This window comes from Pseudomonas sp. GW822-FHT02E03 (assembly GCF_058802325.1).
Window position 1 is genome coordinate 151,355 of record NZ_JBXAOA010000003.1, and the last position, 21,653, is coordinate 173,007.

Genomic DNA, 21,653 nt, shown 5'->3' on the forward strand with positions numbered 1-21,653 from the left:
CCGAGTTCTCTCAGAGGAATGCGGTCGAATGTGGGAGCGGGCTTGCTCGCGAAGAACGATGACGCGGTCGATCAGACTTTATGTCCCCGTCCTCTTGATCAGTCTTTTAATTTGCTCAATCGCAAGTCACTTCTATATTGAGGGAGTGCTCTGAATTTCCTGCCTCCTGGCGAGTGCGGCCTATGGCTACGACTGACCAACTGATCATCTGCGAGCACTGCGACTGCGTGTATGAAAAAGTCACGCTCGCCAAACATCAGAAAGCCCTGTGTACCTGCTGCGGCGGCGTGCTGCAGCGTTATAACGGACTGTCGGTGGAGCAGCGTCTGGCGTTGGCCTTCACGGCAACGGTGCTGTGGATTTTCGCCAACTTCTATCCCGTCATGAGCATCAGCCTCAAGGGCCTGAAAAACAGTGCGACGCTATGGGATTCGGTATTGGCGTTGAGCCAAGGGCCGATCACCTTTATTGCGCTGGTGGCGGCGATATCCATCATCATCGCGCCGCTTTTTCAACTGGTGTTGCTGATCTGGGTCCTGAGCTTCGCCCTCGTGCATCGGCGCTCGCCAGGCTTCAAGCTGTGCATGCGCTGGCTGGAAACCCTCAGGCCCTGGAGCATGCTCGAGGTTTGTCTGCTGGGGGCAATGGTGGCGGTGTTCAAACTGGCAGGTTTGCTCGATGTAATACCCGGCCTTGGCCTGTTTGCCCTGGCTGTCCTCAGCCTGCTGCTGATCCGCATCGCCGGGCGCGATGTACGTGATTTGTGGGACACCCTATGAACAGGCCACCGCTCGCCAGCGAACTCAACCTGTGCCTGTGCCATAGCTGCGGCCTGGCCTGCGACATCACCGATAACCCTCACGAATGCCCACGCTGCGGCGCGCCCCTGCATGCTCGCAAAACCAATTCATTGACCCGCACTTGGGCCTACTTGCTGACCTCGCTGGTGTTCTATGTCCCGGCCAATCTGCTGCCGGTGATGAACACCAGTCTGTTCGGCAGCGGCTCCGACAGCACCATCATGAGCGGTGTGCTGGAGTTCTGGGCACACGGTGCGTGGGACATTGCCCTGATTATTTTCATCGCCAGCATTGCGGTGCCAGGCATCAAGTTCGTTGCCCTCTCCCTGCTGCTGATCACCGTGCAACGCGGCAGCCTTTGGGCGCGCAAGGAGCGTTCGAAGCTTTACCGTTTCGTCGAGCTGATCGGCTACTGGTCGATGCTCGATGTGATTGTTGTCGCACTGGTCGCCGCCCTGGTGAAATTCCAGGCCCTGGGCGATATTCAACCGCGCCCGGGTATTCTGTTTTTTGGTCTGGTGGTGGTATTCACCATGCTATCTGCCATGAGTTTCGACCCGCGGCTGATTTGGGATAAAGAGCGGGATAACGAGCGGGATAACAAGCGAAACAACCCACCCAACGAGGAGGTCATGGATGAAGTCGCAAGCCACTGATGGGCCGCAAGACCCCTGCCAGGCCAGTATCAAGACCCGTCGCTTCAGCGTTTCGCTGGTGTGGATTGTGCCGATCGTTGCGGTGCTGGTGGGGATCTCCCTGGTGATACACAGCATGATGCAGGAAGGCCCGACCATCACCGTCACGTTCAAGACAGGTAGCGGTCTTACGGCCAACAAGACCGAGGTCAAATACCGCAGCGTGGTCATCGGCCATGTCTCGGAAGTGAAGCTGAGCAACGATCAAAAAAGCGTTAACGCCACGATCAAACTCGACAAACAGGCTGAGAACTTCACCCGCGAAGATTCGCAATTCTGGGTCGTGCGACCGCGCATTGGTGCCGGCGGCGTCTCGGGCATCGATACCCTGCTGTCAGGCGATTACATTGGTGCCGACATCGGCGTGGCCAATATCCGTTCCAAACACTTCATTGGTCTGGAAAACCCACCGCCCATTACCTATGGCGAGCCGGGCAAGCGCTTCATGCTGCACACCCAGGACCTTGGCTCGCTGGACATCGGCTCCCCCGTCTATTACCGCAAGATTCCAGTCGGGCAAGTGGTGGCGTATGCGCTGAATGCCGACGGCAAAGGGGTGAACATCGAAATTTTCGTGCATTCGCCCAATGACGTCTTCGTCACGCAGAACACCCGATTCTGGAACGCCAGTGGTATCGATGTGAGCGTGGGTGCCAATGGTTTTGCGGTGAGTACCGAATCCCTGTCTTCGTTGTTGGTGGGCGGCATCGCGTTTCGCGCGCCGGAATACAGCCCCAATGATCAGCCGGCCAGCGAGAATAAAGCCTTCGACCTGTTCGAAGACCAGCAAACCGCCCTCGCGCCCCCCTTTGGTAAGGGTCAGTACCTGAGTTTGCGCTTCGATCAGGCACTGCGCGGGCTGAAGATCGATGCGCCTGTGGAGTTCCTCGGCATCGAATTTGGCAGAGTCGTCTCGGTCAATCTGGATTTCGACGCGAAAAAGCGCAGCTTCCCGGTCAATGTCGGCATCGTGATCTACCCGCAACGCCTCGGTCAGGCTCATACCAAAATGCTCGAGGCCTTGAAGCATGACCCGAATGACGAAGCCGCTGGCGTGCGGCTGATGGGCAGCTTCATCGAAAATGGCCTGCGAGCCCAGGCCCGTAGCGGCAATCTGTTGACCGGCCAGCTCTACATCGCGCTCGACTTCTACCCCGACGCAGAGAAAGTCGTGTTCGATCCAACCGCCCGCCCCGTCACCATCCCCACCATTCCTGGCAGCCTCGAGCAGTTGCAGGAAAAACTGGAAAACATGGTCAACAAGATCAACCAGCTACCGATCGATCGCATTGCCGGCAATCTCGACAGCAACCTCGTCGAACTGCGCAAGGGCCTCGTACAGTTCAACGCCAGGACCCTGCCCGGCGTGCAGACCACCTTGGGGGACGTCAGCAAGGCCTTGCAATCGGCCAGTTCGACCTTGGCCGAGGATTCGCCGCAACGGGAGCAGTTGACCCAGACCCTGGACGAACTCGGGCGCATGTCACGCTCCTTGCGTGAACTCTCGGATTACCTGGGCCGGCATCCGGAATCGCTGATTCGCGGTCGTCCCGACAACGCCGCACCGATGGATATGAAGGCGCCACCGCGCAACTGACCACAGGAGCAATACCCATGGCTTTCCCGCTGAAGATCTCGCTGGTCACTGTGCTGTTACTGCTCACCGCTTGCCGCAGCGATCCGATTCAGTTCCATACCCTGACCCCGACCCAACTGAGCGGCGCAAGCGGCGGCGCGGAGATTCAGATTGAAGGCATCACGGTGCCGCCCCAGGTCGATCGGCCGCAGATTGTCATTCGCCAAGGTAACAGTGGCCTGGCGATCCTCGAAACCGAATGGTGGGCGGCGAGTCTGGTGGATGAATTGCGCAGCGCCTTGGTCGATCAACTGGTCACCAGCAATCTGCAACGCAGAGTGTCGTTGCGACTGGACGTGCAGCGCTTTGATTCGATCCCCGGTCAATACGCGTTGATCGATGTCAAATGGCGCCTGCGCAATCTCGGCCCCGGCGATGCTGCGCTGATCACCTGTCGCAGCACGTTGCAGACCCCCGCCGGCCCGAGCATTGATGAGCTGGTGGTCGCCCATCAGAACAATGTGAAACGGTTAGCTGCCGCCATTAGCCAGGCTGCAATCGGATCTTCACGGGGCTGTCCGTCGGTCAAGTAGCCAGTGCGCGGTTTTCCCTCGGTGGCAAAGCACGTAGGATGCCGCCCAACCACCGAGGCTGACCGATGTCCCATACAGGTACCCTTCAGGGTTCAAGCGTAAGAATCCTGATTTATCTTCTGTTCGCGATCCAGCTCATCTCCATGGGCGCGATGGAAATGAGCGGGCCGTTCTGGCCCGTCCATCTGCGTGGGCTGACGTCGTCGGAGTCGGTGTTCAGCTTCGCCAGTATCGCCGTCTACGTCGGGCCGATGCTGGGGATTATGCTGACCAGCGCCTTCTGGGGCCGTATCGGCGACCGGTATGGCCACAAGTTGATGATGATCCGCGCCCTGGCCGGTTTGTCATTGACCCAGCTTGGGCTGGCCCTCTGCAGCGATATCTGGGTGATCCTGCTCCTGCGCTTCTTGCAGGGCGCGTTCGCCGGGTACATCGCCCCGGCCCAGGCTTACGGCGTCAGCATTGAAGCGCCTTCACGCCGGGCGCGGCTGTTTGCAATCCTGCAAATATCCACCAACGTCGGTTCGTTGCTCGGTGCCGTAGTCGGCGGGCTGATCCTCGATTACGCGACCTTCTTCTGGATCAACATCATTGCCTCGGCCCTCTGTGCGATCTGCACCGTGGTGGCGGCCGTGACCTTGCCGGATGTGCCGCCGGTGAAGAAAGCACCGGTGGTGGATGCCACTGCACCGGTCAAGCGTTCACGTAACGTGTGGCAAGGCTCGCCGCTGCTGTCGTTGCTGGGCGTGATGGGAATTTTGTTGCTGGCGCGAATGCTGCCCCAGACTTCGTTCTCGCTGTATGTCAGCTCGGTGTTCGAGGTCCGCAACTCGGTGGTCGGCCTGTGCTATGGCTTACTGGCCTTGGGTTTCATCATCTCGGCGGCGCCGTGGTCGCGCTACTTCGAGCACCGTAGCCAGCAAGACACCCTGCACCGCATCACCTGCATTGTTATCGGTTGCATCGGCCTGACCGCCGTGGCCGGCATCACCCGCAACCCGGTGGTGTTTGTCATTGCCTACTTCGTGTGGGGCGTGCTGCTGGGGGCGACGACGCCGGTGCTGATGGCACTGATCTCGAAAACCGCCGACAGCTCACAGCAGGGTTACGTGCTGGGGATTGCCCAAAGTACCGCGCAATTCGCCTCCATCGCGGGCATCTCGGCCGGTGGTTTGCTCAGCCAGGTCTATGGTTTGCAATACACCTACCTGTTTGTTTGCCTGGCCTACGTAGTCGCGCTGATTCCGATTGTCGCCTTGCGCTATTGGCCAGTGGTGATGCAACCGAGCCAGGTCCCTCCCGGCGATTGATCCTGAAGGCGCCTCTTGCGCCGCAGGGTCACAGTCAACTAGCATTGGGAATACTTCTCAATCGCTAAAAATTATCATCCATGAGCGATACCCTGCCCGCAACTCACAACAATCACCTGCGCATGATCGAAGCCCTGTACAGCGGCCATCATGGCTGGCTGTATGCCACGCTGCGCAAAAAACTGGGCAACGCCATGGATGCGGCCGATCTTGCACAGGACACCTTTACTCGCATACTCGCTTCCCGGGTCGCGGTCATTGAGCAGCCTCGGGCTTACCTGAGCTGCGTGGCCAAGGGCATTCTGGTCAATTGGTATCAGCGCAAGGCGCTCGAACGCGCCTACCTGGACGCCTTGGCGTTGCTGCCCACGCCCGAAGCGCCCTCCCCCGAACTGCGCTTCATGGTGCTGGAAACCCTGCACGAAATCGACGCGATGCTCGATTCCCTGCCGCCGCTGGTGAAGCGTACGTTCTTGCTGTCGCAGATCGGCGGGTTGAAGTACGAGGACATCGCCGCGCAACTGGGCGTCTCGCTGATTACCGTCAAGCGCTACATGAAGCAGGCTTTCGTGCAATGCCTGATGCTGGTGGAATGAATGTCGACTCGCCACAGTGACGCGCAAATCGATCCGCGAATTCTCGAAGAAGCCGCCGAATGGCTGATGCGTCTGAGCGAAAGCGACTTCAACGAAACCCAGCGTGCCGAATGGGAGTGCTGGCGCGTCAGCAGCCCCGAGCGCCATCGCGCCTGGGCTCGTGCGCAATTGCTGCAAAGCAAGCTCGGCGGGCTGCCGCCGTCACTGGCGATGTCGACGCTGGATCGCCCAAGCAACCCTGAACGACGCACCGCGCTGGCAAAACTGGCGACTATCCTCGCGGTACTGCCCACCGGCTGGGGCAGTTGGAAACTGCTGGAGTCGCAACAATGGACGGCCGACTATCGGACTGCCGTGGGCCAACGTCGTGAAATGACCCTGGCCGACGGTTCGCACATCACCTTGAATACCGACACCGCCATCGATGTGCTGTTCGACACCAACCAGCGACTGATCAACTTGCGCGAAGGTGAAATTCTGGTGCAGACCGTGCCGGATGTATTGCCCCTGGCCAGACCTTTTCTGGTCAGCACCCGTCAGGGGCGCATGCAGGCCTTGGGCACACGGTTTACCGTTCGCCAATGGCAGACCCGCACCCACCTTGCCGTGCTGGACGGCGCGGTCAGAGTCGAGTTGCCCCGTGACAGTCACGTCGCCCCATTGATCGTCAATGCCGGGCAACGCACCGACTTTTCCGCGCAAGCCTTTGGCCGGTTGAACCCGGTGGACAGCGCCGTCAGCGCCTGGGCTCAAGGCATGTTGATGGCTGACAACGTACGTCTGGCCGACTTCCTCGCCGAACTGGCGCGCTATCGCAAAGGCTTCGTACGCTGCGACCCGGCCATTGCCGATCTGCGCATTTCCGGCGCCTTCCCCATCAGCGACACACAACGCACCCTGAACATGCTCGTGCAGACGTACCCAGTAATCGCCACCGGGCATTTAAGCGGCTATTGGGTCACGCTTTCTCCCGCCTGAGCTCGCAAAAAAATATTGCGGCGCGGGTGATACTTTTTTTGATCTCGACTGGCTAGGGAAGGAAGAACTTCTCAACCTCGTCGAAAGGGTCATCACTCCATGTTCGTTGCACGCCCTCAGTGTTCGGATCGCTCGTTGAAACTGGCTGTCCGTAGCGCGTTGCTAAGCCTTGCCCTGACCGGTGCCGTCAGCCCGACAGCCTCGGCCGCCGCGCCGGTACAGCTGGATGCCGCAGCTACCCGCGCCTACAACATTGCACCGGGGCCATTGGGTGCAACGTTGTCGAGATTTGCCGTGGACGCCGGCATTGCCCTGTCATTTCAGCCCTCGATGACCGAAGGCCTGACCAGCCCGGGCCTGTCGGGCACTTACTCGACGCAGGAAGCGCTCAGCCGATTGCTGGCCGGCAGCGGGCTGGAAATCGTCTCGCGCAATGACGGCAGCTATACCCTGGCACCGCGTCCGGCCGACAGTGCAGGCGGGTTGACCCTTGACGAAACCACGGTCAACGGCATCGACGCTCGCACCAATAGCCTGCCGCCAGCTTATCCAGGCGGTCAGGTCGCCCGCGGTGGGCGCCTCGGCATGCTGGGCAACAAAGATGTAATGGACGCGCCCTTCAGCGTCAGCAACTACACCTCGGCACTGATGAAGGATCAGCAGGCGGTTACCGTGGCCGATGTGCTGGAGCGCGACTCCTCGGTGCGTTCCACGGGCCAGACCGGTGGCATCGTCGATTCCTTCTTCATCCGCGGCTTCCCGGTGGGTGAAGGCAATCTCGGTGAGTTGGCGTTCGACGGCGTGTACGGCGTGGCCCCCAACTATCGGGTATTCACCGAGTACGCCGAACGCATCGAAGTGATCAAAGGCCCTGGCGCCCTGCTCTACGGCATGTCACCCAACAGCGGCGTCGGTGGCGTAATCAACGTGGTGCCCAAGCGCTCTCTCGATGAAGACCTGACCCGGTTCACCGCCAGTTACGCCATGAACTCGCAGATCGGCGGGCACATCGACGTCAGTCGGCGCTTCGGTGAGGAACGCCAGTTCGGCGTGCGCATCAACGGCAGCACCCAGCAAGGCGACACCGCCATCGACGATCAATCCCGTGACGTCGATATCGGTTCGATCTCGCTGGATTATCAGGGTGACCGCCTGCGCACCACCCTGGACCTGATCAGCCAGAAGGAACAATTCGACGCCGCGTCACGACCGTTCCTCGTTGCTTCCGGCGTGGAGATTCCGTCCGCAGCCAATGGCCGTACTAACGTCAGCCAGGACTGGGGTTGGTCTGAAACCCGTGATAAATCCGCCTTGCTCGGCGCCGAGTACGACCTCAACGACACCCTGACCGTGTTCGCCCACGCTGGCGGCGGCAAGTCGGATGTCGCGCGGATGTCCGACCAGACCCCGACCATCCTCAACAGCGCTGGCGATACGCGCTCGGTCCCCGGCTATTACAAATTCGAAGTCGAGCGCTACACCGTCGATGCCGGTGCCCGCGTGCGCTTCGACACGGGCCCGATCAGCCACAGCACCACCGTGCAAGTCACCCGTTACCGTGACGAGTTGTCCAGGGGCATCAACTCCGGCCCGGCGGTTCTGTCGAACATGTATCACCCGGTCGACCGTCCGAAACCATCGATTGCCAGCCCCGATGCGCTGAAAGTCTCCGAGACCGAACTGTCCGGCGTGGCCCTGGCCGACACCCTGTCGATGATGGACGAACGTTTGCAGGTCACCCTCGGCTTGCGCAAACAGAATATCCAGTCCGATAACTACAACACCGCCGGCGCGGTCACCACCTCGTACGATGAAAGCGAAACCACGCCGCTGTTCGGGGTGGTGGTCAAACCCTGGGATCACGTTTCGTTCTACTACAACTACATCGAAGGCTTGAGCAAAGGCGACATTGCGCCTGCCACGGCCTCGAACTCGGGCGAGATCTTCGCACCTTACATCTCCCGGCAACAGGAGGTCGGGGTCAAGGTCGACTACGGCACCTTCACCTCTACACTCGCCCTGTTCCAGATCAAGAAGCCCAGCGGCGAACTGGCCAACGGCGTGTTCTCGGTGCAAGGCGAGCAACGCAACCGTGGCGTCGAGTTGAACGTGTTCGGTGAAATCGCCCAAGGCACGCGCCTGCTCGGTGGCGTGACCCTGCTCGACGCCGAACTGACCAAAACCGGCACCGCCGCCAATCGCGGCAATAAACCGGTGGGTGTGCCCGAGGTTCAGGCCAACCTCTGGGCCGAATGGGACACCCCGTGGGTCGAAGGTTTGACGCTGACCAGCGGCGCGATCTACACCGGCAGCCAATACGTGAACCAGGCCAACACCCAGGAACTCGACCCATGGACTCGCTTCGATGTTGGCGCGCGTTACGCCACCCGCATCGCAGAACGCCCCACCACGTTCCGGGCGACGGTGCAGAACGTGTTCGATCGTGAGTACTGGTCCGGTGTCGCGTCTTACGGCGCTTTCTCCCAAGGTTCGCCGCGCACCCTGCAATTGTCGGCCTCCGTCGATTTCTGAAAACGTTCAGCCCGAGCAGTGGCCTGAGCTGCTGCTGGGGCTGGCCCTGTAAAGGCTTTAACCATGGCATCTGTTTATCGACGCAGCCACGCCTTCGTTGCCCTGCTATTGGCAGGAGTACTGGGCGTGGCGTTGTTTTTTTCACTGTCGCCGCGCAATGCGGTCGCCGCCGCTCAGGACCCTGCAGCAGTCACGGTGACTGACTTGCTGGGCCGCGAGGTCAAGGTGCACCTGCCGGTCAGACGGGTGATTCTCGGCGAAGGTCGACAGCTGTACCTGGTCGCCGCACTGGATACGCAGAACCCGATCGAGCGCATCGTCGGTTGGCGCAAGGACTTGATCCAGTCCGATCCGGACACCTACGGCGCCTACCTGCGCAAATTCCCCGACATCGCAAAGATCCCCACCTTCGGCGGCTTTGAAGACGGCACGTTCGACATCGAGCAAGCGATCTCGCAGCAGCCCGACGTGATCATCCTCAACATCGAAGCCCAACATGCCACTGAAGACGCTCGCTACATCGAGAAACTCGACGCCTTGGGCATCCCGGTGGTTTATGTCGATTTTCGCAACAACCCGATGGACAACACCGAACCGACCATGCGCCTGTTCGGCAAGCTGTTCGGCAAGGAAGCGCGTGCCGACGCGTTCATCGATTTTCGCAACCAGCAGATCCGCCGCGTCACCGACGTCATCAAGGCCAGTCAAGCGCCGCGCCCGAACGTGTTCATCGAGCGTATCGGCGGTTACACCGACGACTGTTGCCTGAGTTTCGGCAATGAGAACTTCGGTCGTTTCGTCGAGATGGCCGGCGGCAACAACATCGCCAAAGGCATCATTGCGGGCACCTTCGGCCAGTTGAACCCTGAACAGGTAATCGTCGCCAACCCGGATCACGTGGTCGTGACCAGTGCCAACTGGGAAGCCTTCGCGCCCAGTGGGCGTTGGGTCGGCGTCGGCCCGGGCGCCGACCTCACAGAGGCCCGACGCAAACTGGCCTGGTACACCCAGCGCCCGGCATATGCCGGGATCAAGGCTCAGGACACTCAGGCGTTTCATGCGATCTGGCACCAGTTCTACAACAGCCCTTACCAATTCGTGGCCATCCAGCAACTCGCCAAATGGTTTCACCCGACACTGTTTGCCGACCTCGATCCCGACGCCTCATTTCGCGAACTGCATGAACGATTCCTGCCGGTACCGTACGAGTCGGGTTACTTCGTCAGCCTGAAGGAGAGCCGTCAATGAGTTCTCTGGGTGAAGTACAGATCGTGCAGCGCGATACCTACCGCCAATTGGTGCTGCGCAAACGGCTGATCCTCGCGGCGTTGGTGGTGTTGCTGGTGTGCAGCGTGTTGCTGGATCTGGCCCTGGGCCCCGCCAGTTACAGCTTGAGCGAAGTGCTCAATGCGCTGTTTTCACCGGACACCGCATCGGCGCAAGTGCGGGTGGTGATGTGGGAAATCCGTCTGCCGGTGGCGCTGATGGCGGTGGCGGTCGGCGCGGCGTTGTCGCTGGCCGGCGCGCAGATGCAGACCATCCTCAACAACCCCCTCGCCAGTCCTTTCACCTTGGGCATTTCTGCCGCCGCCAGTTTCGGCGCGGCCATGGGCCTGGCCTTCGGCGTGGCGTTGTTCCCGCTGGCGGCGCAGTACATGGTGCCGGTGAATGCCTTCATCATGGCGATGCTTTCCGCCCTGCTGATCCACTTCCTGAGCATGCGCCGTGGCGTGACGGCGGAAACCATCGTGCTGCTCGGCATTGCGCTGGTGTTCACCTTCAATGCGCTGCTGGCGCTGGTGCAATTCTTCGCCACCGAACAAGCGGTCGCGGCGGTGGTGTTCTGGACCATGGGCAGCCTGACCAAAGCCACCTGGCCAAAACTCGGGGTGATCTGCCTGGTAATCCTGATCACCCTGCCGATTTTCGCCAAACGCGCCTGGGCTTTGACCGCCCTGCGCCTGGGTGATGACAAGGCCGCGAGTTTCGGGATCAACGTGCGCAGCCTGCGCTTTCAGACGCTGATCATGGTCAGTCTGCTCGCCTCGTTTCCGGTGGCATTTGTCGGCACCATCGGCTTTATCGGCCTGGTCGGGCCGCATATCGCGCGGATGCTGATTGGCGAAGATCAGCGCTTCTTTTTACCCGCCTCGCTGTTGACCGGCTCGCTGATCCTGTCCGCCAGTTCGGTCGTCAGTAAAACCCTGATCCCGGGCGCGATATTTCCCATTGGCGTGGTCACCTCGTTGATTGGCGTGCCGTTCTTCATATTTCTGATTCTCAGCGGGAAGAAAAACTCATGGTGAAGATCCAGCTTGAGAACCTCGGCGCCCGCTACGGCCAGCGCGAGATCATTTGCGGCGTGACCACCGCGACCTTCTCCGGTGGCCAGGTGGTCGCCGTGGTCGGGCCGAACGCGGCGGGCAAGTCGACCCTGTTCAAGCGCATCGCCGGGCTGATCGATGGGCCAGGCCAAGTCATTTTGCAAGACTCAAAAAAGGGCTCACAAGGCATCAGCTACATGCCGCAAGGCCTGAACGCCAGCGCCCGCCTGACGGTTTACGAGTCAGTATTGCTGGCGCGCAAACAACTGACGCCTGGCTGGGTCGTGCACGACGACGAGTTGAGATTGGTGGACGATATCCTTGGCGCGCTGGGGATCACCGAGCTGTCTTTCCGTAACCTCGGCGAACTCAGTGGCGGCCAGCAACAACTGGTGTCGATTGCACAAACCCTGGTGCGCGAGCCGGAAATCCTGCTGATGGACGAACCGACCAGCGCCCTCGACATGCATCGGCAGGTGCAAGTGCTGAACTTCATGCGGGCATTGGCGCGCAAACGCGAGGTGATTGTGTTCATCGCGATCCACGACCTGAATCAGGCCCTGCGCTTTGCCGATCAGGTGCTGGTCATCGCCAACGGTACCAGCCACGGCAGCGGGCCCAGCGATGAAGTGATCACTGAGCAGATGCTACGCGAGGTCTACAAAGTCAAAGCGCGGATCGAGAAATGCAGCCGTGCCCAAAGCCACATTCTGATCGACGATATCGTCTGAAACCCGCCGTCAAAGGTCGAAGCGGTCCACTGCCCGACGGCGTTCATTGTCGTCGCGCACATCATAATTGGCCGTGGTCTGGATGTTGCTGTGGTGGGCCAGTTTCTGCGCGATCGACAGGTCGTGCTCTTCAATCACTCGGGTGATGAATGACCGCCTGAAATCGTGCGGCATGATTTTCACCCCGACTTGCGCACCGCGTTGCCGGGCAATGTAGTAGATCGCATGCTTGGTGATGCGCTCGCGGGTAATGTGGCTGCCACGGCGGATGCGGTTGAACAGGAACGGATCATCCGTCTCGCCCTCCTTTAACTGCGAACGCCGCAACTCCAGCCACGCATCCAGTTTGGCGAAGGCCCAGGCTGGCGCGTACTTGATCAGCTGTTTGTTGCCCTTGGCGGTGACGCACAGGCTGCGCTCGGTGAAATCCACCTGGGCGAGATCCAGATTCACCGATTCCGATTTGCGCATCCCGGAACCGTACAGAATCCCGATGATTGCCGCATCCCGTAGCCCTTGTGGCCGAGGATCGGCGGCGCAGACCTCCATCAAGTCGCGAATCAACGTGCGCTTGAGGTTGCGCCCCTGGGACAGCCGCGTGCCGGCAATGCCTTTGACCGAACGCATTTTCAGCAGATGCTCCTGACTGATCAGGCTCATGCGCCACGCTTCGTTCATCACCCCGCGCACCGCATTAACGTAGAGCGACGAGGTATTGGGCGCGTAGCCGTCTTCGCGCAAGGTCGCCACCAGTGCAACGACATCCTCGGGCTGCAGTTGATGCCAGGGAATCTCTTCGATGTTCATGTCTTCGAAGTCCAGACGGTCGGCGGCGTCCTGCAATACATAACGCATGGTCAACTGGCTGGACGGTGCCAGACGCGCCAGGTACAGGGTTAACGGGTTGGCTTTTGAAGCGATGGATTCAGTAGCAGGTAAGTCAATCAATGAAACGGCCTTGAAATGAATAAAGTTCAACAAAACAACTGAACAATGAAATGTACTTAATATAAAAACGAGGAACTCCTGTCAGGCTATTACTTGCATTCGACCAGCCCGAGGGGCCGTCACGCTGCCGGTCATGGTCGAAAAAGTCAATTGATGGCTTCTTGGCTTATCGCCAATCATTCCGGTCCATTACGCTGGCGCGGCGTTCGACCTCGATCGGCTCTACACACTGGCCAACAAACATGGCCTCGCCAATGCCAAACGTCTGCTTGACTGGATATCAACGGGTGTGACGAGCGAGACCATTATGCTGGCCGGCGCCGCTTCAGCCCTGGCCTGACCTGGCACGTGAAAACGCCCCGACGTGGCGTTATACAACACGATAGGCGAATTGAAATATGACCTCGCCTATGCTGATTCAGTGAAGCAGCGGGTCGACCCGGACAAGGTGCAACAGTGGATGCGCGAAGCCCGCCAGAGTGGTTCGGTCGGCGTGGTGATGCGGGTCAAGGGCGATGGCGAGCTGCAAGAAATCGAACGACTGCCCAAGGATGGCAAACGTTATGAACAAGGCAACCTGGTGATTCTGATCTTTCCTCAGGGGGTGTCATGAGCCTGCTGCTCGTATTGGCTGCCTGCCTGCTGACCTGCCTGGGCCAAATCGCCCAGAAGTACGCCGTGGAAAGTTGGCGCGGCAAGACATCAGGCTGGGGCGAGAAACTGCATTCGCCGTGGCTGTGGCTGGCGCTCGCCTCTCTGGGCTTGGGCTTGCTGGTCTGGCTACTGGTGTTGCAGCGCCTCGAAGTCGGCGTCGCCTATCCCATGCTCAGCCTGAATTTTGTGTTGATCACCCTGGTCGCCCGCTTCGTCTTTCACGAAACCATCGACCGCCGTCACTGGCTGGGCGTGGCGCTGGTGATCGCTGGCGTGGTGCTGCTGGGGCAACACGCATGAGCCTGCGTCGCGGACTCGCCTTCGCCCTGGGCAGCGTGATGTTGGGCAGCGCCGCACAGTTGGGCATGCGCTGGAGCATGACCCGTTTGCCCCATCCCGAACAATTGGTACCCGCCCTGAGCAACGGCAGCGTCGATATGTTCGCCGTGGCCGTCGTGCTGGCCGCCATCCTTGCCTATGCCGTGTCGATGTTCACCTGGCTCGCCGCCCTGCGGGATTTGCCCCTGGGGCGGGCGTATTCACTGCTGAGCATCAGCTACGCGCTGGTGTACGTGCTGGCCGCCAGCCTGCCGCTGTTCAACGAATCCTTCAGCCTTTCGAAAACCCTGGGGGTGGCGTTGGTCATCCTCGGTGTCATCACCATCAATTCTCGACCTGCTCACGCGCCCACAATCAGGAGAGCTCCATGAAAATCAGCGTATTTGGTAGCGGTTATGTCGGCCTGGTGCAAGCTGCCGTCCTGGCTGAAGTCGGCCACGACGTGGTGTGCATGGACATTGACGAGAAGAAGGTTGCGCTGCTGCAACAAGGCCACGTCAGCATCTTCGAACCGGGGCTGGCCAGCCTGGTGCGCGAAAGCCTGGAAGCCAAACGTTTGCAGTTCACCACCGACGAAAAATTCGCGGTGCAACATGGCCAGGTGCTGTTCATCGCCGTCGGCACGCCATCCCGGGACGATGGTTCAGCGGACCTGCGCCACGTGCTGTCGGTGGGTGAAGCGGTGGCGCGTCACCGTGAACAACCGGTGATTCTGGTGGAGAAATCCACGGTGCCGGTGGGCACGGGCGATACGCTGCGCGCGCATATCGACAAGTGCCTGCTCAAGGTCGGTCGACTGCTGCAGTTCGATATCGTCTCCAACCCCGAATTTCTCAAGGAAGGTTCGGCCGTGGCCGATTGCCGGCGCCCGGACCGTATCATCATCGGCTGTGAACGCGATGACGTGCGCGATGTGATGCGCGATCTCTACGCCCCGTTCAACCGTAACCATGACCGCATCATGTTCATGGACCTGCGCAGCGCCGAGCTGACCAAATACGCCGCCAACTGCATGCTGGCGACCAAGATCAGTTTCATCAACCAGATCGCCGAGCTGGCCGAACACCTGGGCGCCGACATCGAATCGGTGCGGCTGGGCATCGGCGCCGATTCACGCATCGGTTATCACTTCATCTATCCCGGCTGTGGTTACGGTGGCTCGTGTTTCCCCAAGGACATGCGCGCGCTGATTCACAGTGCCGAAGCGGCCCATTGCTCCAGCGACCTGCTGCAAGCAGTGGAAGCCATCAACCAGCGACAGAAACACAAACTGTTCGAACGCATCAACGCCTTCTACAAGGGCGACTTGCGCGGCAGAACCTTCGCCGTGTGGGGCCTGGCCTTCAAACCCAACACCGACGACATGCGCGATGCGCCGAGCCGGGTACTGCTGGAGTCGCTGTGGGCTGCCGGGGCCTATGTGCGGGCGTTCGACCCGGAGGCCATGCAGGAAACCCAACACCTTTACCCTGACGAATCGAAGCTGATGCTCATGGGTACGCCAGAATCGGTGCTCGCGGGTGCGGACGCACTGATCATCTGCACCGAATGGCAGCAGTTCAAGGCGCCGGACTTCAACCTGATTCAGCAACGGCTTAACGCTCCGGTGATCTTCGACGGGCGCAACCTGTACGACGCCGAACGCCTGGCCCGCAGTGGCTTCCTGTACTTCCCGATGGGCCGTGGCGAATCACGCAACCTGCCGATTCCTCATCAGCAATGGCCAGCGGCCTCGGTCGTGGCGTGACGCGCCCATCTTCCAGCCCCCCTTTGCAGGAGCTGCCGAAGGTTGCGATCTTCTGACGGCTTTGAAGTTGCTGAAGATCAAGATCAAAGGGTCGCAGCCTGCGGCAGCTCCTACATGAACTCGGTGTACGCAGTCTTGTCCTGGGCGCTGGCCGCTAGTTGCTGTTAACGGCACTGGAAGACGAGAACTCCACGGTCTGACTTTGACTACGTTTCACGACTTGCCCTGGAATGAATCGTTTTATCGGCAACTCGGTTTTGAAACTTTGAGCCGGACTGAAATCGGCCCACGTTTAACGGCGGTGTTGAACAATGAAAGCAACCACGGTTTGCCGGGGGAGCGACGCTGTGCGATGCGCTTGACGCTGCGTTAGCGTCAAAACGACGCCTTCAAATCCACCCCCAACGCCTGGGCAAATGCCTTTACCAGCGGACTACGCACAGTGTTGTGACGCAGGATCAAATTGAACGGCGTGACGATGTTGATCAGCTCCGGTCGCACCGCCCGAAACTGTCCCTGAGCCACCAGGGTTGCCGCGTAATGCTCGGGCAGAAAGCCGACGAAACGGCCGGTCTTGACCAGCAGCGCTACGGCTTCCACTTGAGTCGCCGAGGCAGAAAAGCTGTCGTAGCGGGCAAAATTCAGTTTGTCTCGATGGATCGCGTAACGGTGGTTGATGCACTCGTAATCCTGCAGCACATTGCTGCCCATCTCCGCCTCCGGCACCGAGAACAGCGGATGGCCGACAGCGCAATACACGTACGAGCGTTCTTCATAAAGCGGGAAGTAATCGAACTCCTCTCTTTTCTGATAAACCGGCACGATCCCGGCCACTAACCGCCCCTCGACGACGCCCCTTTCCACCTCATCTAACTGAGACGCCTGAAGTTGAAACCTTACTTTCGGCGACTCTTCATTTATTTTTCTTAGCGCCGCAACTAACGGTGAATTATCGTCGGTAATCGTATTATCAATAACACCCACCCCAAGGTCGCCAATAAGTTCATTCTGCGCCGAACTAAGCCGGTCACGAAAGTTGTCGACCGAGGCAAATAAATCGATTGACGCCTGGTACACCAGACGCCCTTCTTCGGTCAGGTGAAAACCTTCCCGCCCTCGGGTACACAGGCGCATGCCGATGCGAATCTCGAGGTCGGATATCTGTTTGCTGATGGCCGCCAGGCCCACATTCAGCTCATTCTGCGCTGCACTGAAGCCGCCAGCCTCGACCACAGCCTTGAATACTTTGAGCAGTTTGAAGTCCAGACCGCTGAGGGCCAGCGGTGCCCGATGTACCGATTTTGGCGGCGGGTTTCCGGAATTGGAAAGTGGGGTTTCCATAATGCTTATTTACCTCTGGCGCCCTATTCAACAATCTGTGTCCAACAACAAAAACAGTGCTGGCTAATAATAATGAACACAGAAAACAAGGCTTGGCAACCGTTAATAAATCCCGCCGATCAGTGCCAACTCACTGATTTCGAACTATTAAAAGCTGACACTTCGATCAGCTCTCGCCATTTAGCAACTGCGCTTTTCCCCTGCCCTTGAATTTGATTGAGCCGAACCACGCCCGAATGATTTTCGGCGGGTGTTTCAGGCTCGGCATACCGATTTCAATTCGCTTTACGACGAGGAAAACAACAATGTCTCAAACCACCGACCGTCTCTGGGGTGCCCGCTTCAAGAGCGGCCCGTCCGAAGCCCTGGCGGCCCTGTCCCGTTGCCCCGAGCGCTACTTTCGCCTCACCCCGTATGACCTCGCCGGATCCAAGGCGCATGCCCGGGAATTGCAGCGCGCAGGGCTTCTGAGCGAGCAGGAAACCCAGACCATGCTCGACGCCCTGGAGCGTATCGGTGATGACTTCCGTGCCGGCAGCATCGCGCCGACGCTGGATGACGAAGACGTCCACACGTTCATCGAGCGCCTGCTGACCGAACGCCTCGGCGCACTGGGCGGCAAGCTGCGCGCCGGCCGCTCGCGCAACGACCAGACCGCCAACGACCTGCGGCTGTTCCTGCGTGATCACGTGCGCACCCTGGCCGTCGAAGTGCTGGCCTTGCAACAAGCGCTGGTGGATCAGGCCGAGCAACACATCGAGAGCATCTGCCCGGGTTTCACCCATCTGCAACAGGCCCAGCCAATCGTCTTTGCTCACCACTTGCTGGCCCACGCCCAATCGATGCTGCGTGACGTGCAGCGCCTGGTGGATTGGGATGTACGCACCTCGCTGTCGCCACTCGGCGCGGCGGCCATGGCCGGTTCCGCTATCGCGCGTCTGCCGCAGCAGTCGGCCAAGGAAATGGGCTACAGCGGCGTGTGTGAAAACTCCATTGACGCGGTGGCCAGCCGCGATCACGTTGCCGAGTTCCTGTTTATCGCCAGCATGCTGGGGATCAACATTTCCCGCCTCGCCGAAGAATTCTGCCTGTGGTCGTCGCGGCAATTTCGCTGGGTCGCGCTGGACGATGCCTACGCCACCGGCAGTTCGATCATGCCGCAGAAGAAAAACCCGGACATCGCCGAACTGGCTCGGGGCAAGGCCGGTCGCCTGATCGGTAACCTGACCGGTTTGCTGTCGACCCTCAAATCCCTGCCGCTGTCCTACAACCGCGACTTGAGTGAAGACAAGAACGGCGTGCTCGACAGCGTCGACACGCTGCTGCTGGTGCTGCCGGCCATGGCTGGAATGGTCGCGACCATGAAGGTCAACGTCGAAGAACTGCGTCGTCAGGCCCCGCTGGGGTTCACCCTCGCTACCGAAGTGGCCGACTGGCTGGCGGTGCGCGGCGTGCCGTTCAAGGAAGCACACGAAATCACCGGCGCACTGGTCCAGGCCTGTGAGAAACATGAGATCGAATTGTGGGAAGCATCCCCGGCGCTGCTGGCCGAGATCGATTCGCGCCTCAAACCTGAAGTGCGCGACAGCCTGACGCTGGAAGCCGCCATCGCCGCCCGCAGCGGCTGGGGTGGCACCGCGCCGCAACAGGTGCGCGAGCAGATCGGCCGACTGAAAACCGCCCTCGCCGCCCAGCAGCAATGGACCGAGAACTATCAGGGCTTTCGCCTTTAAGTCAGAGCACAAAACCTGTGGGAGCGGGCTTGCCCGCGATGAGGCCATCACATCCACATTTTTGTTGACTGACAGTCCGCTATCGCGGGCAAGCCCGCTCCCACAGGGACTGTGCTGACCTGAAATATCAGAGTACGGAGAACCAACATGAGCCAGACTCAGGCAGAACGACTCCAGGCGGAGCGCAAACTGGCGGAAAACCAGTTCGATATCACGCAGTACCAGCATGTACCACGGCGTTACTACGGGCGGATTTTCTTCGCCACGGTGATCGTGATTGCGATTGTCGGTCTGGTACGGGCCTTCGCCGAAGGCAAGATCGAATGGTCGTACATCGGCCAGTTCCTTACCTCACAGGCCATTATGTGGGGCTTGCTCAACACCATCGTCATGGCGGTGCTGGCGATGGCGCTGGGCATCGTGTTCGGGGTGATCACGGCGATCATGCGCATGTCGGCCAACCCGATCCTGCGCTATGTGGCGCTGACCTACACCTGGCTGTTTCGCGGTACGCCGCTGATTCTGCAGCTGCTGCTGTGGTTTAACCTGGCGCTGATTTTCCCCACCATCGGCATCCCCGGCCTGTTCGAAATGGACACCGTGAGCTTGATGACGCCCTTCGCCGCCGCCCTCCTCGGCTTGAGCATCAACCAGGGCGCCTACACCGCCGAAGTGGTGCGCGCCGGTCTGCTCTCGGTCGACACCGGGCAGTACGAAGCTGCCAAGTCGATCGGCATGCCACGCCTGCAAGCCTTGCGCCGGATAATCCTGCCCCAGGCCATGCGGATCATCATTCCGCCGGTGGGCAACGAGTTCATCGGCATGGTGAAAATGACCTCCCTGGCGAGCGTCATCCAGTACTCGGAACTGCTCTACAACGCCCAGAACATCTACTACGCCAACGCCCGCGTGATGGAGCTGCTGATCGTCGCCGGTATCTGGTACCTGGCCACCGTCACTGTTCTGTCCTTTGGTCAAAGCCGTCTGGAGCGTCGTTTCGCTCGCGGCGCCGGCAAGCGTTCTTGAGGAGCCCCACATGAGAAGCATCGTCAAGGCCGTGAGCCTGAACAAGTACTACGACCATTTCCACGCACTCAAGGACATCAACATCGAGGTCGAGCAAGGCGAAGTGCTGTGCATCATCGGCCCGTCCGGCTCTGGCAAGAGCACCCTGCTGCGCTGCGTGAATCAGCTGGAAAAAATCGACAAGGGCGGCCTGTGGGTCGACGGCGAACTGGTGGGTTACCGCATCGTCGGCAACAAGTTGCACGAACTCAACGAGTCGCAGATCGCCCGTCAGCGCCTGGCGACCGGCATGGTGTTCCAGCGTTTCAACCTGTTCCCGCACATGACTGTGCTGCAAAACATCATCGAAGGGCCATGCCAGGTGCTCAAGCGTTCGCCCAAAGAGGCGCACGAAGAAGCCTTGGAATTGCTCGCTCGCGTCGGCCTGGCCGACAAACGCAACAGCTACCCGATCGAACTGTCGGGTGGTCAGCAACAACGAGTGGCGATTGCCCGCGCGTTGGCCATGCGCCCCAAGCTGATGCTGTTCGATGAACCCACTTCGGCACTCGACCCGGAACTGGTCGGAGAGGTGCTGTCGGTGATGCGCGATCTGGCGCAGACCGGCATGACCATGATCGTCGTCACCCATGAACTGGGCTTCGCTCGCGAGGTTTCCAACCGCATGGTGTTCATGGACGAAGGACAGATCGTGGAGGCTGGAAGCCCCGAAGAAATACTAATAAGTCCGCAAAACCCACGCACCCAAAGCTTCATTTCTGCCGTTCGAACCTAAGCGCCAGCCTCGCAAATCAAGAGCTGCGTAATAACACTCATAAGAGAACGACCATGAAGAACATAGTTATCCCAGCAGTACTCGCAGGCGTTATGGCTTCCAGCTTCACCTGGGCCGCCGAACTACCGGCCAGCATCAAGGACAAGGGCGAGGTCGTGGTAGCGATCATGCCGAACTACCCGCCGATGGATTTCAAGGACCCGGCCACCAACACCCTGACCGGCCTCGACGTTGACCTGGGCAATGCCTTGGCCGAGCGGCTGGGCGTGAAGATCAAATGGCAGGAAACCGGCTTCGAACAAATGATCAACGCACTGACCACCGACCGTGTCGACATGGTGATGTCGGGCATGACCGACACCGCTGAGCGTCAGGCCAGCGTGACCTTTGTCGACTACTTCACCAGCGGCCCGCAGTTCTACACCTTGCAGAAAAACAAGGACACGAACGAGATCATCGACCTGTGCGGCAAGAAAGTCGGCACCAGCCGCCGCACCACCTTCCCGGCGGAAATCGCCGAGTGGAGCAAGGCCAATTGCGAAGCCGCCGGCAAGCCTGCGATCAACGTGATCGGCACCGAGGGCTCGGCCGACGCCCGCGCGCAACTGCGTCAGAGCCGTATCGACGCGGCCATGCAAGGCAGCGAAACCCTGCCGTACCTCAAGACCCAGGAAAAGGACATGTACAAAACCGTGGGCCTGCCAATTTCCAAGCAGTTCACCGGTTTGGGCGTGAGCAAGAAAAAGCCTGAGCTGAGTGAAGCGGTGAAAGTGGCGATGCAGAGCATGGTCGATGACGGCAGCTACCAGGCGATCCTGAAGAAGTGGGACCTGGAATTGGGAGCGATCAAGACAGTGACCATTAACGCCGGCAAGTAATGCTTGCCCGTAGGAGCGAGGCTTGCCCGCGAAGGCGGTCTGTCAGATGACATAGATGTTGAATGTGTCGGCTCCAT

At 59.8% G+C, this 21,653-nt stretch carries 20 protein-coding genes and 2 pseudogenes; 20 read left to right on the forward strand and 2 right to left on the reverse strand.

The features are described from left to right. Positions 1–182 precede the first annotated feature (182 nt). The 11 genes from AC1RQB_RS03760 to AC1RQB_RS03810 all read left to right on the forward strand — a co-directional run bounded on the left by AC1RQB_RS03760 (position 183) and on the right by AC1RQB_RS03810 (position 12,135). A complete protein-coding gene (locus AC1RQB_RS03760) occupies positions 183–779 on the forward strand; it encodes a paraquat-inducible protein A (RefSeq protein ID WP_008072349.1) in 597 nt (198 codons plus the stop codon). Then, positions 776–1,456: a paraquat-inducible protein A gene (locus AC1RQB_RS03765; RefSeq protein WP_063343619.1), complete on the forward strand. Its 681-nt coding sequence runs from the start codon at positions 776–778 to the stop codon at positions 1,454–1,456. Before AC1RQB_RS03760 ends, AC1RQB_RS03765 begins: the two co-directional genes overlap by 4 nt. After that, positions 1,437–3,092 (forward strand): PqiB family protein, encoded by a 1,656-nt coding sequence (locus AC1RQB_RS03770; RefSeq protein ID WP_063343618.1) that lies wholly within the window; start codon positions 1,437–1,439, stop codon positions 3,090–3,092. Before AC1RQB_RS03765 ends, AC1RQB_RS03770 begins: the two co-directional genes overlap by 20 nt. Positions 3,093–3,109: 17 nt before the next feature. Then, the gene (locus AC1RQB_RS03775) at positions 3,110–3,664 is read left to right on the forward strand and encodes a PqiC family protein (protein ID WP_063343617.1); all 555 of its coding nucleotides are present in this window, start codon (positions 3,110–3,112) and stop codon (positions 3,662–3,664) included. Between the two features lie 65 nt (positions 3,665–3,729). Continuing rightward, the gene (locus AC1RQB_RS03780; protein ID WP_063343616.1) at positions 3,730–4,974 is read left to right on the forward strand and encodes an MFS transporter; all 1,245 of its coding nucleotides are present in this window, start codon (positions 3,730–3,732) and stop codon (positions 4,972–4,974) included. 80 nt (positions 4,975–5,054) lie between these two features. Beyond that, the gene (locus AC1RQB_RS03785; protein ID WP_063343615.1) at positions 5,055–5,570 is read left to right on the forward strand and encodes a sigma-70 family RNA polymerase sigma factor; all 516 of its coding nucleotides are present in this window, start codon (positions 5,055–5,057) and stop codon (positions 5,568–5,570) included. Then, positions 5,571–6,548, forward strand: a complete 978-nt coding sequence (locus tag AC1RQB_RS03790; RefSeq protein WP_063343614.1) for a FecR domain-containing protein — start codon at positions 5,571–5,573, stop codon at positions 6,546–6,548. 99 nt (positions 6,549–6,647) lie between these two features. Continuing rightward, positions 6,648–9,080, forward strand: a complete 2,433-nt coding sequence (locus AC1RQB_RS03795) for a TonB-dependent receptor (protein WP_063343613.1) — start codon at positions 6,648–6,650, stop codon at positions 9,078–9,080. A 63-nt stretch (positions 9,081–9,143) separates the two neighbouring features. Beyond that, positions 9,144–10,328, forward strand: coding sequence for an ABC transporter substrate-binding protein (locus AC1RQB_RS03800; RefSeq protein WP_063343612.1), 1,185 nt, complete (start codon positions 9,144–9,146; stop codon positions 10,326–10,328). After that, positions 10,325–11,386, forward strand: coding sequence for a FecCD family ABC transporter permease (locus tag AC1RQB_RS03805; protein ID WP_063343611.1), 1,062 nt, complete (start codon positions 10,325–10,327; stop codon positions 11,384–11,386). Before AC1RQB_RS03800 ends, AC1RQB_RS03805 begins: the two co-directional genes overlap by 4 nt. Continuing rightward, positions 11,380–12,135, forward strand: a complete 756-nt coding sequence (locus AC1RQB_RS03810) for an ABC transporter ATP-binding protein (protein WP_063343610.1) — start codon at positions 11,380–11,382, stop codon at positions 12,133–12,135. The genes AC1RQB_RS03805 and AC1RQB_RS03810 overlap by 7 nt, the downstream gene beginning before the upstream one ends. Before the next feature lie 9 nt (positions 12,136–12,144). Here AC1RQB_RS03810 and AC1RQB_RS03815 read toward each other — a convergent pair whose 3' ends face one another. Next, positions 12,145–13,083 (reverse strand): site-specific integrase, encoded by a 939-nt coding sequence (locus AC1RQB_RS03815; protein WP_032830466.1) that lies wholly within the window; start codon positions 13,081–13,083, stop codon positions 12,145–12,147. 175 nt (positions 13,084–13,258) lie between these two features. On the opposite strand from AC1RQB_RS03815, the pseudogene AC1RQB_RS03820 reads away from it, so the two are divergent. The 5 genes and pseudogenes from AC1RQB_RS03820 to AC1RQB_RS03840 form a co-directional block, all read left to right on the forward strand. Next, positions 13,259–13,336: pseudogene (locus tag AC1RQB_RS03820) on the forward strand (DegT/DnrJ/EryC1/StrS family aminotransferase); the annotation flags it as partial. A 99-nt stretch (positions 13,337–13,435) separates the two neighbouring features. Beyond that, a pseudogene (locus AC1RQB_RS03825) lies at positions 13,436–13,696 on the forward strand (lipid IV(A) 4-amino-4-deoxy-L-arabinosyltransferase); the annotation flags it as partial. Continuing rightward, the gene (gene arnE / locus AC1RQB_RS03830; RefSeq protein ID WP_063343608.1) at positions 13,693–14,037 is read left to right on the forward strand and encodes a 4-amino-4-deoxy-L-arabinose-phosphoundecaprenol flippase subunit ArnE; all 345 of its coding nucleotides are present in this window, start codon (positions 13,693–13,695) and stop codon (positions 14,035–14,037) included. The pseudogene AC1RQB_RS03825 and the gene arnE, both read left to right, overlap by 4 nt. Continuing rightward, complete coding sequence (arnF, locus tag AC1RQB_RS03835) at positions 14,034–14,447, forward strand: 4-amino-4-deoxy-L-arabinose-phosphoundecaprenol flippase subunit ArnF (RefSeq protein ID WP_063343607.1); 414 nt, start codon at positions 14,034–14,036, stop codon at positions 14,445–14,447. The genes arnE and arnF overlap by 4 nt, the downstream gene beginning before the upstream one ends. After that, the gene (locus AC1RQB_RS03840; protein WP_063343606.1) at positions 14,444–15,823 is read left to right on the forward strand and encodes a UDP-glucose dehydrogenase family protein; all 1,380 of its coding nucleotides are present in this window, start codon (positions 14,444–14,446) and stop codon (positions 15,821–15,823) included. The genes arnF and AC1RQB_RS03840 overlap by 4 nt, the downstream gene beginning before the upstream one ends. 375 nt (positions 15,824–16,198) lie before the next feature. On the opposite strand, the gene AC1RQB_RS03845 is transcribed toward AC1RQB_RS03840, so the two are convergent. Then, positions 16,199–17,164: a LysR family transcriptional regulator gene (locus tag AC1RQB_RS03845; RefSeq protein ID WP_063343605.1), complete on the reverse strand. Its 966-nt coding sequence runs from the start codon at positions 17,162–17,164 to the stop codon at positions 16,199–16,201. Positions 17,165–17,469: 305 nt separating this feature from the next. On the opposite strand from AC1RQB_RS03845, the gene argH reads away from it, so the two are divergent. The 4 genes from argH (at position 17,470) to AC1RQB_RS03865 (ending at position 21,576) form a co-directional block, all read left to right on the forward strand. Then, entirely contained in the window at positions 17,470–18,897 is a 1,428-nt protein-coding gene (gene argH, locus AC1RQB_RS03850; protein WP_063343604.1) for an argininosuccinate lyase, read from the forward strand. Positions 18,898–19,044: 147 nt separating this feature from the next. Beyond that, positions 19,045–19,923 (forward strand): amino acid ABC transporter permease, encoded by an 879-nt coding sequence (locus AC1RQB_RS03855; RefSeq protein ID WP_063343603.1) that lies wholly within the window; start codon positions 19,045–19,047, stop codon positions 19,921–19,923. Between the two features lie 10 nt (positions 19,924–19,933). Beyond that, a complete protein-coding gene (locus tag AC1RQB_RS03860; protein ID WP_007900205.1) occupies positions 19,934–20,698 on the forward strand; it encodes an amino acid ABC transporter ATP-binding protein in 765 nt (254 codons plus the stop codon). 53 nt (positions 20,699–20,751) lie between these two features. Next, a complete protein-coding gene (locus AC1RQB_RS03865; RefSeq protein WP_007900204.1) occupies positions 20,752–21,576 on the forward strand; it encodes an ABC transporter substrate-binding protein in 825 nt (274 codons plus the stop codon). Positions 21,577–21,653: the final 77 nt, after the last annotated feature.

Excerpts from the sequence above, each read along its gene's own strand:
- AC1RQB_RS03760 (WP_008072349.1), top strand. The coding sequence starts at position 183 with ATGGCTACGACTGACCAACTGATCATCTGCGAGCACTGCGACTGCGTG.
- AC1RQB_RS03765 (WP_063343619.1), top strand. The coding sequence starts at position 776 with ATGAACAGGCCACCGCTCGCCAGCGAACTCAACCTGTGCCTGTGCCAT.
- AC1RQB_RS03770 (WP_063343618.1), top strand. The coding sequence starts at position 1,437 with ATGAAGTCGCAAGCCACTGATGGGCCGCAAGACCCCTGCCAGGCCAGT.
- AC1RQB_RS03775 (WP_063343617.1), top strand. The coding sequence starts at position 3,110 with ATGGCTTTCCCGCTGAAGATCTCGCTGGTCACTGTGCTGTTACTGCTC.
- AC1RQB_RS03780 (WP_063343616.1), top strand. The coding sequence starts at position 3,730 with ATGTCCCATACAGGTACCCTTCAGGGTTCAAGCGTAAGAATCCTGATT.
- AC1RQB_RS03785 (WP_063343615.1), top strand. The coding sequence starts at position 5,055 with ATGAGCGATACCCTGCCCGCAACTCACAACAATCACCTGCGCATGATC.
- AC1RQB_RS03790 (WP_063343614.1), top strand. The coding sequence starts at position 5,571 with ATGTCGACTCGCCACAGTGACGCGCAAATCGATCCGCGAATTCTCGAA.
- AC1RQB_RS03795 (WP_063343613.1), top strand. The coding sequence starts at position 6,648 with ATGTTCGTTGCACGCCCTCAGTGTTCGGATCGCTCGTTGAAACTGGCT.
- AC1RQB_RS03800 (WP_063343612.1), top strand. The coding sequence starts at position 9,144 with ATGGCATCTGTTTATCGACGCAGCCACGCCTTCGTTGCCCTGCTATTG.
- AC1RQB_RS03805 (WP_063343611.1), top strand. The coding sequence starts at position 10,325 with ATGAGTTCTCTGGGTGAAGTACAGATCGTGCAGCGCGATACCTACCGC.
- AC1RQB_RS03810 (WP_063343610.1), top strand. The coding sequence starts at position 11,380 with ATGGTGAAGATCCAGCTTGAGAACCTCGGCGCCCGCTACGGCCAGCGC.
- arnE (WP_063343608.1), top strand. The coding sequence starts at position 13,693 with ATGAGCCTGCTGCTCGTATTGGCTGCCTGCCTGCTGACCTGCCTGGGC.
- arnF (WP_063343607.1), top strand. The coding sequence starts at position 14,034 with ATGAGCCTGCGTCGCGGACTCGCCTTCGCCCTGGGCAGCGTGATGTTG.
- AC1RQB_RS03840 (WP_063343606.1), top strand. The coding sequence starts at position 14,444 with ATGAAAATCAGCGTATTTGGTAGCGGTTATGTCGGCCTGGTGCAAGCT.
- AC1RQB_RS03845 (WP_063343605.1), bottom strand. The coding sequence starts at position 17,164 with ATGGAAACCCCACTTTCCAATTCCGGAAACCCGCCGCCAAAATCGGTA.
- argH (WP_063343604.1), top strand. The coding sequence starts at position 17,470 with ATGTCTCAAACCACCGACCGTCTCTGGGGTGCCCGCTTCAAGAGCGGC.
- AC1RQB_RS03855 (WP_063343603.1), top strand. The coding sequence starts at position 19,045 with ATGAGCCAGACTCAGGCAGAACGACTCCAGGCGGAGCGCAAACTGGCG.
- AC1RQB_RS03860 (WP_007900205.1), top strand. The coding sequence starts at position 19,934 with ATGAGAAGCATCGTCAAGGCCGTGAGCCTGAACAAGTACTACGACCAT.
- AC1RQB_RS03865 (WP_007900204.1), top strand. The coding sequence starts at position 20,752 with ATGAAGAACATAGTTATCCCAGCAGTACTCGCAGGCGTTATGGCTTCC.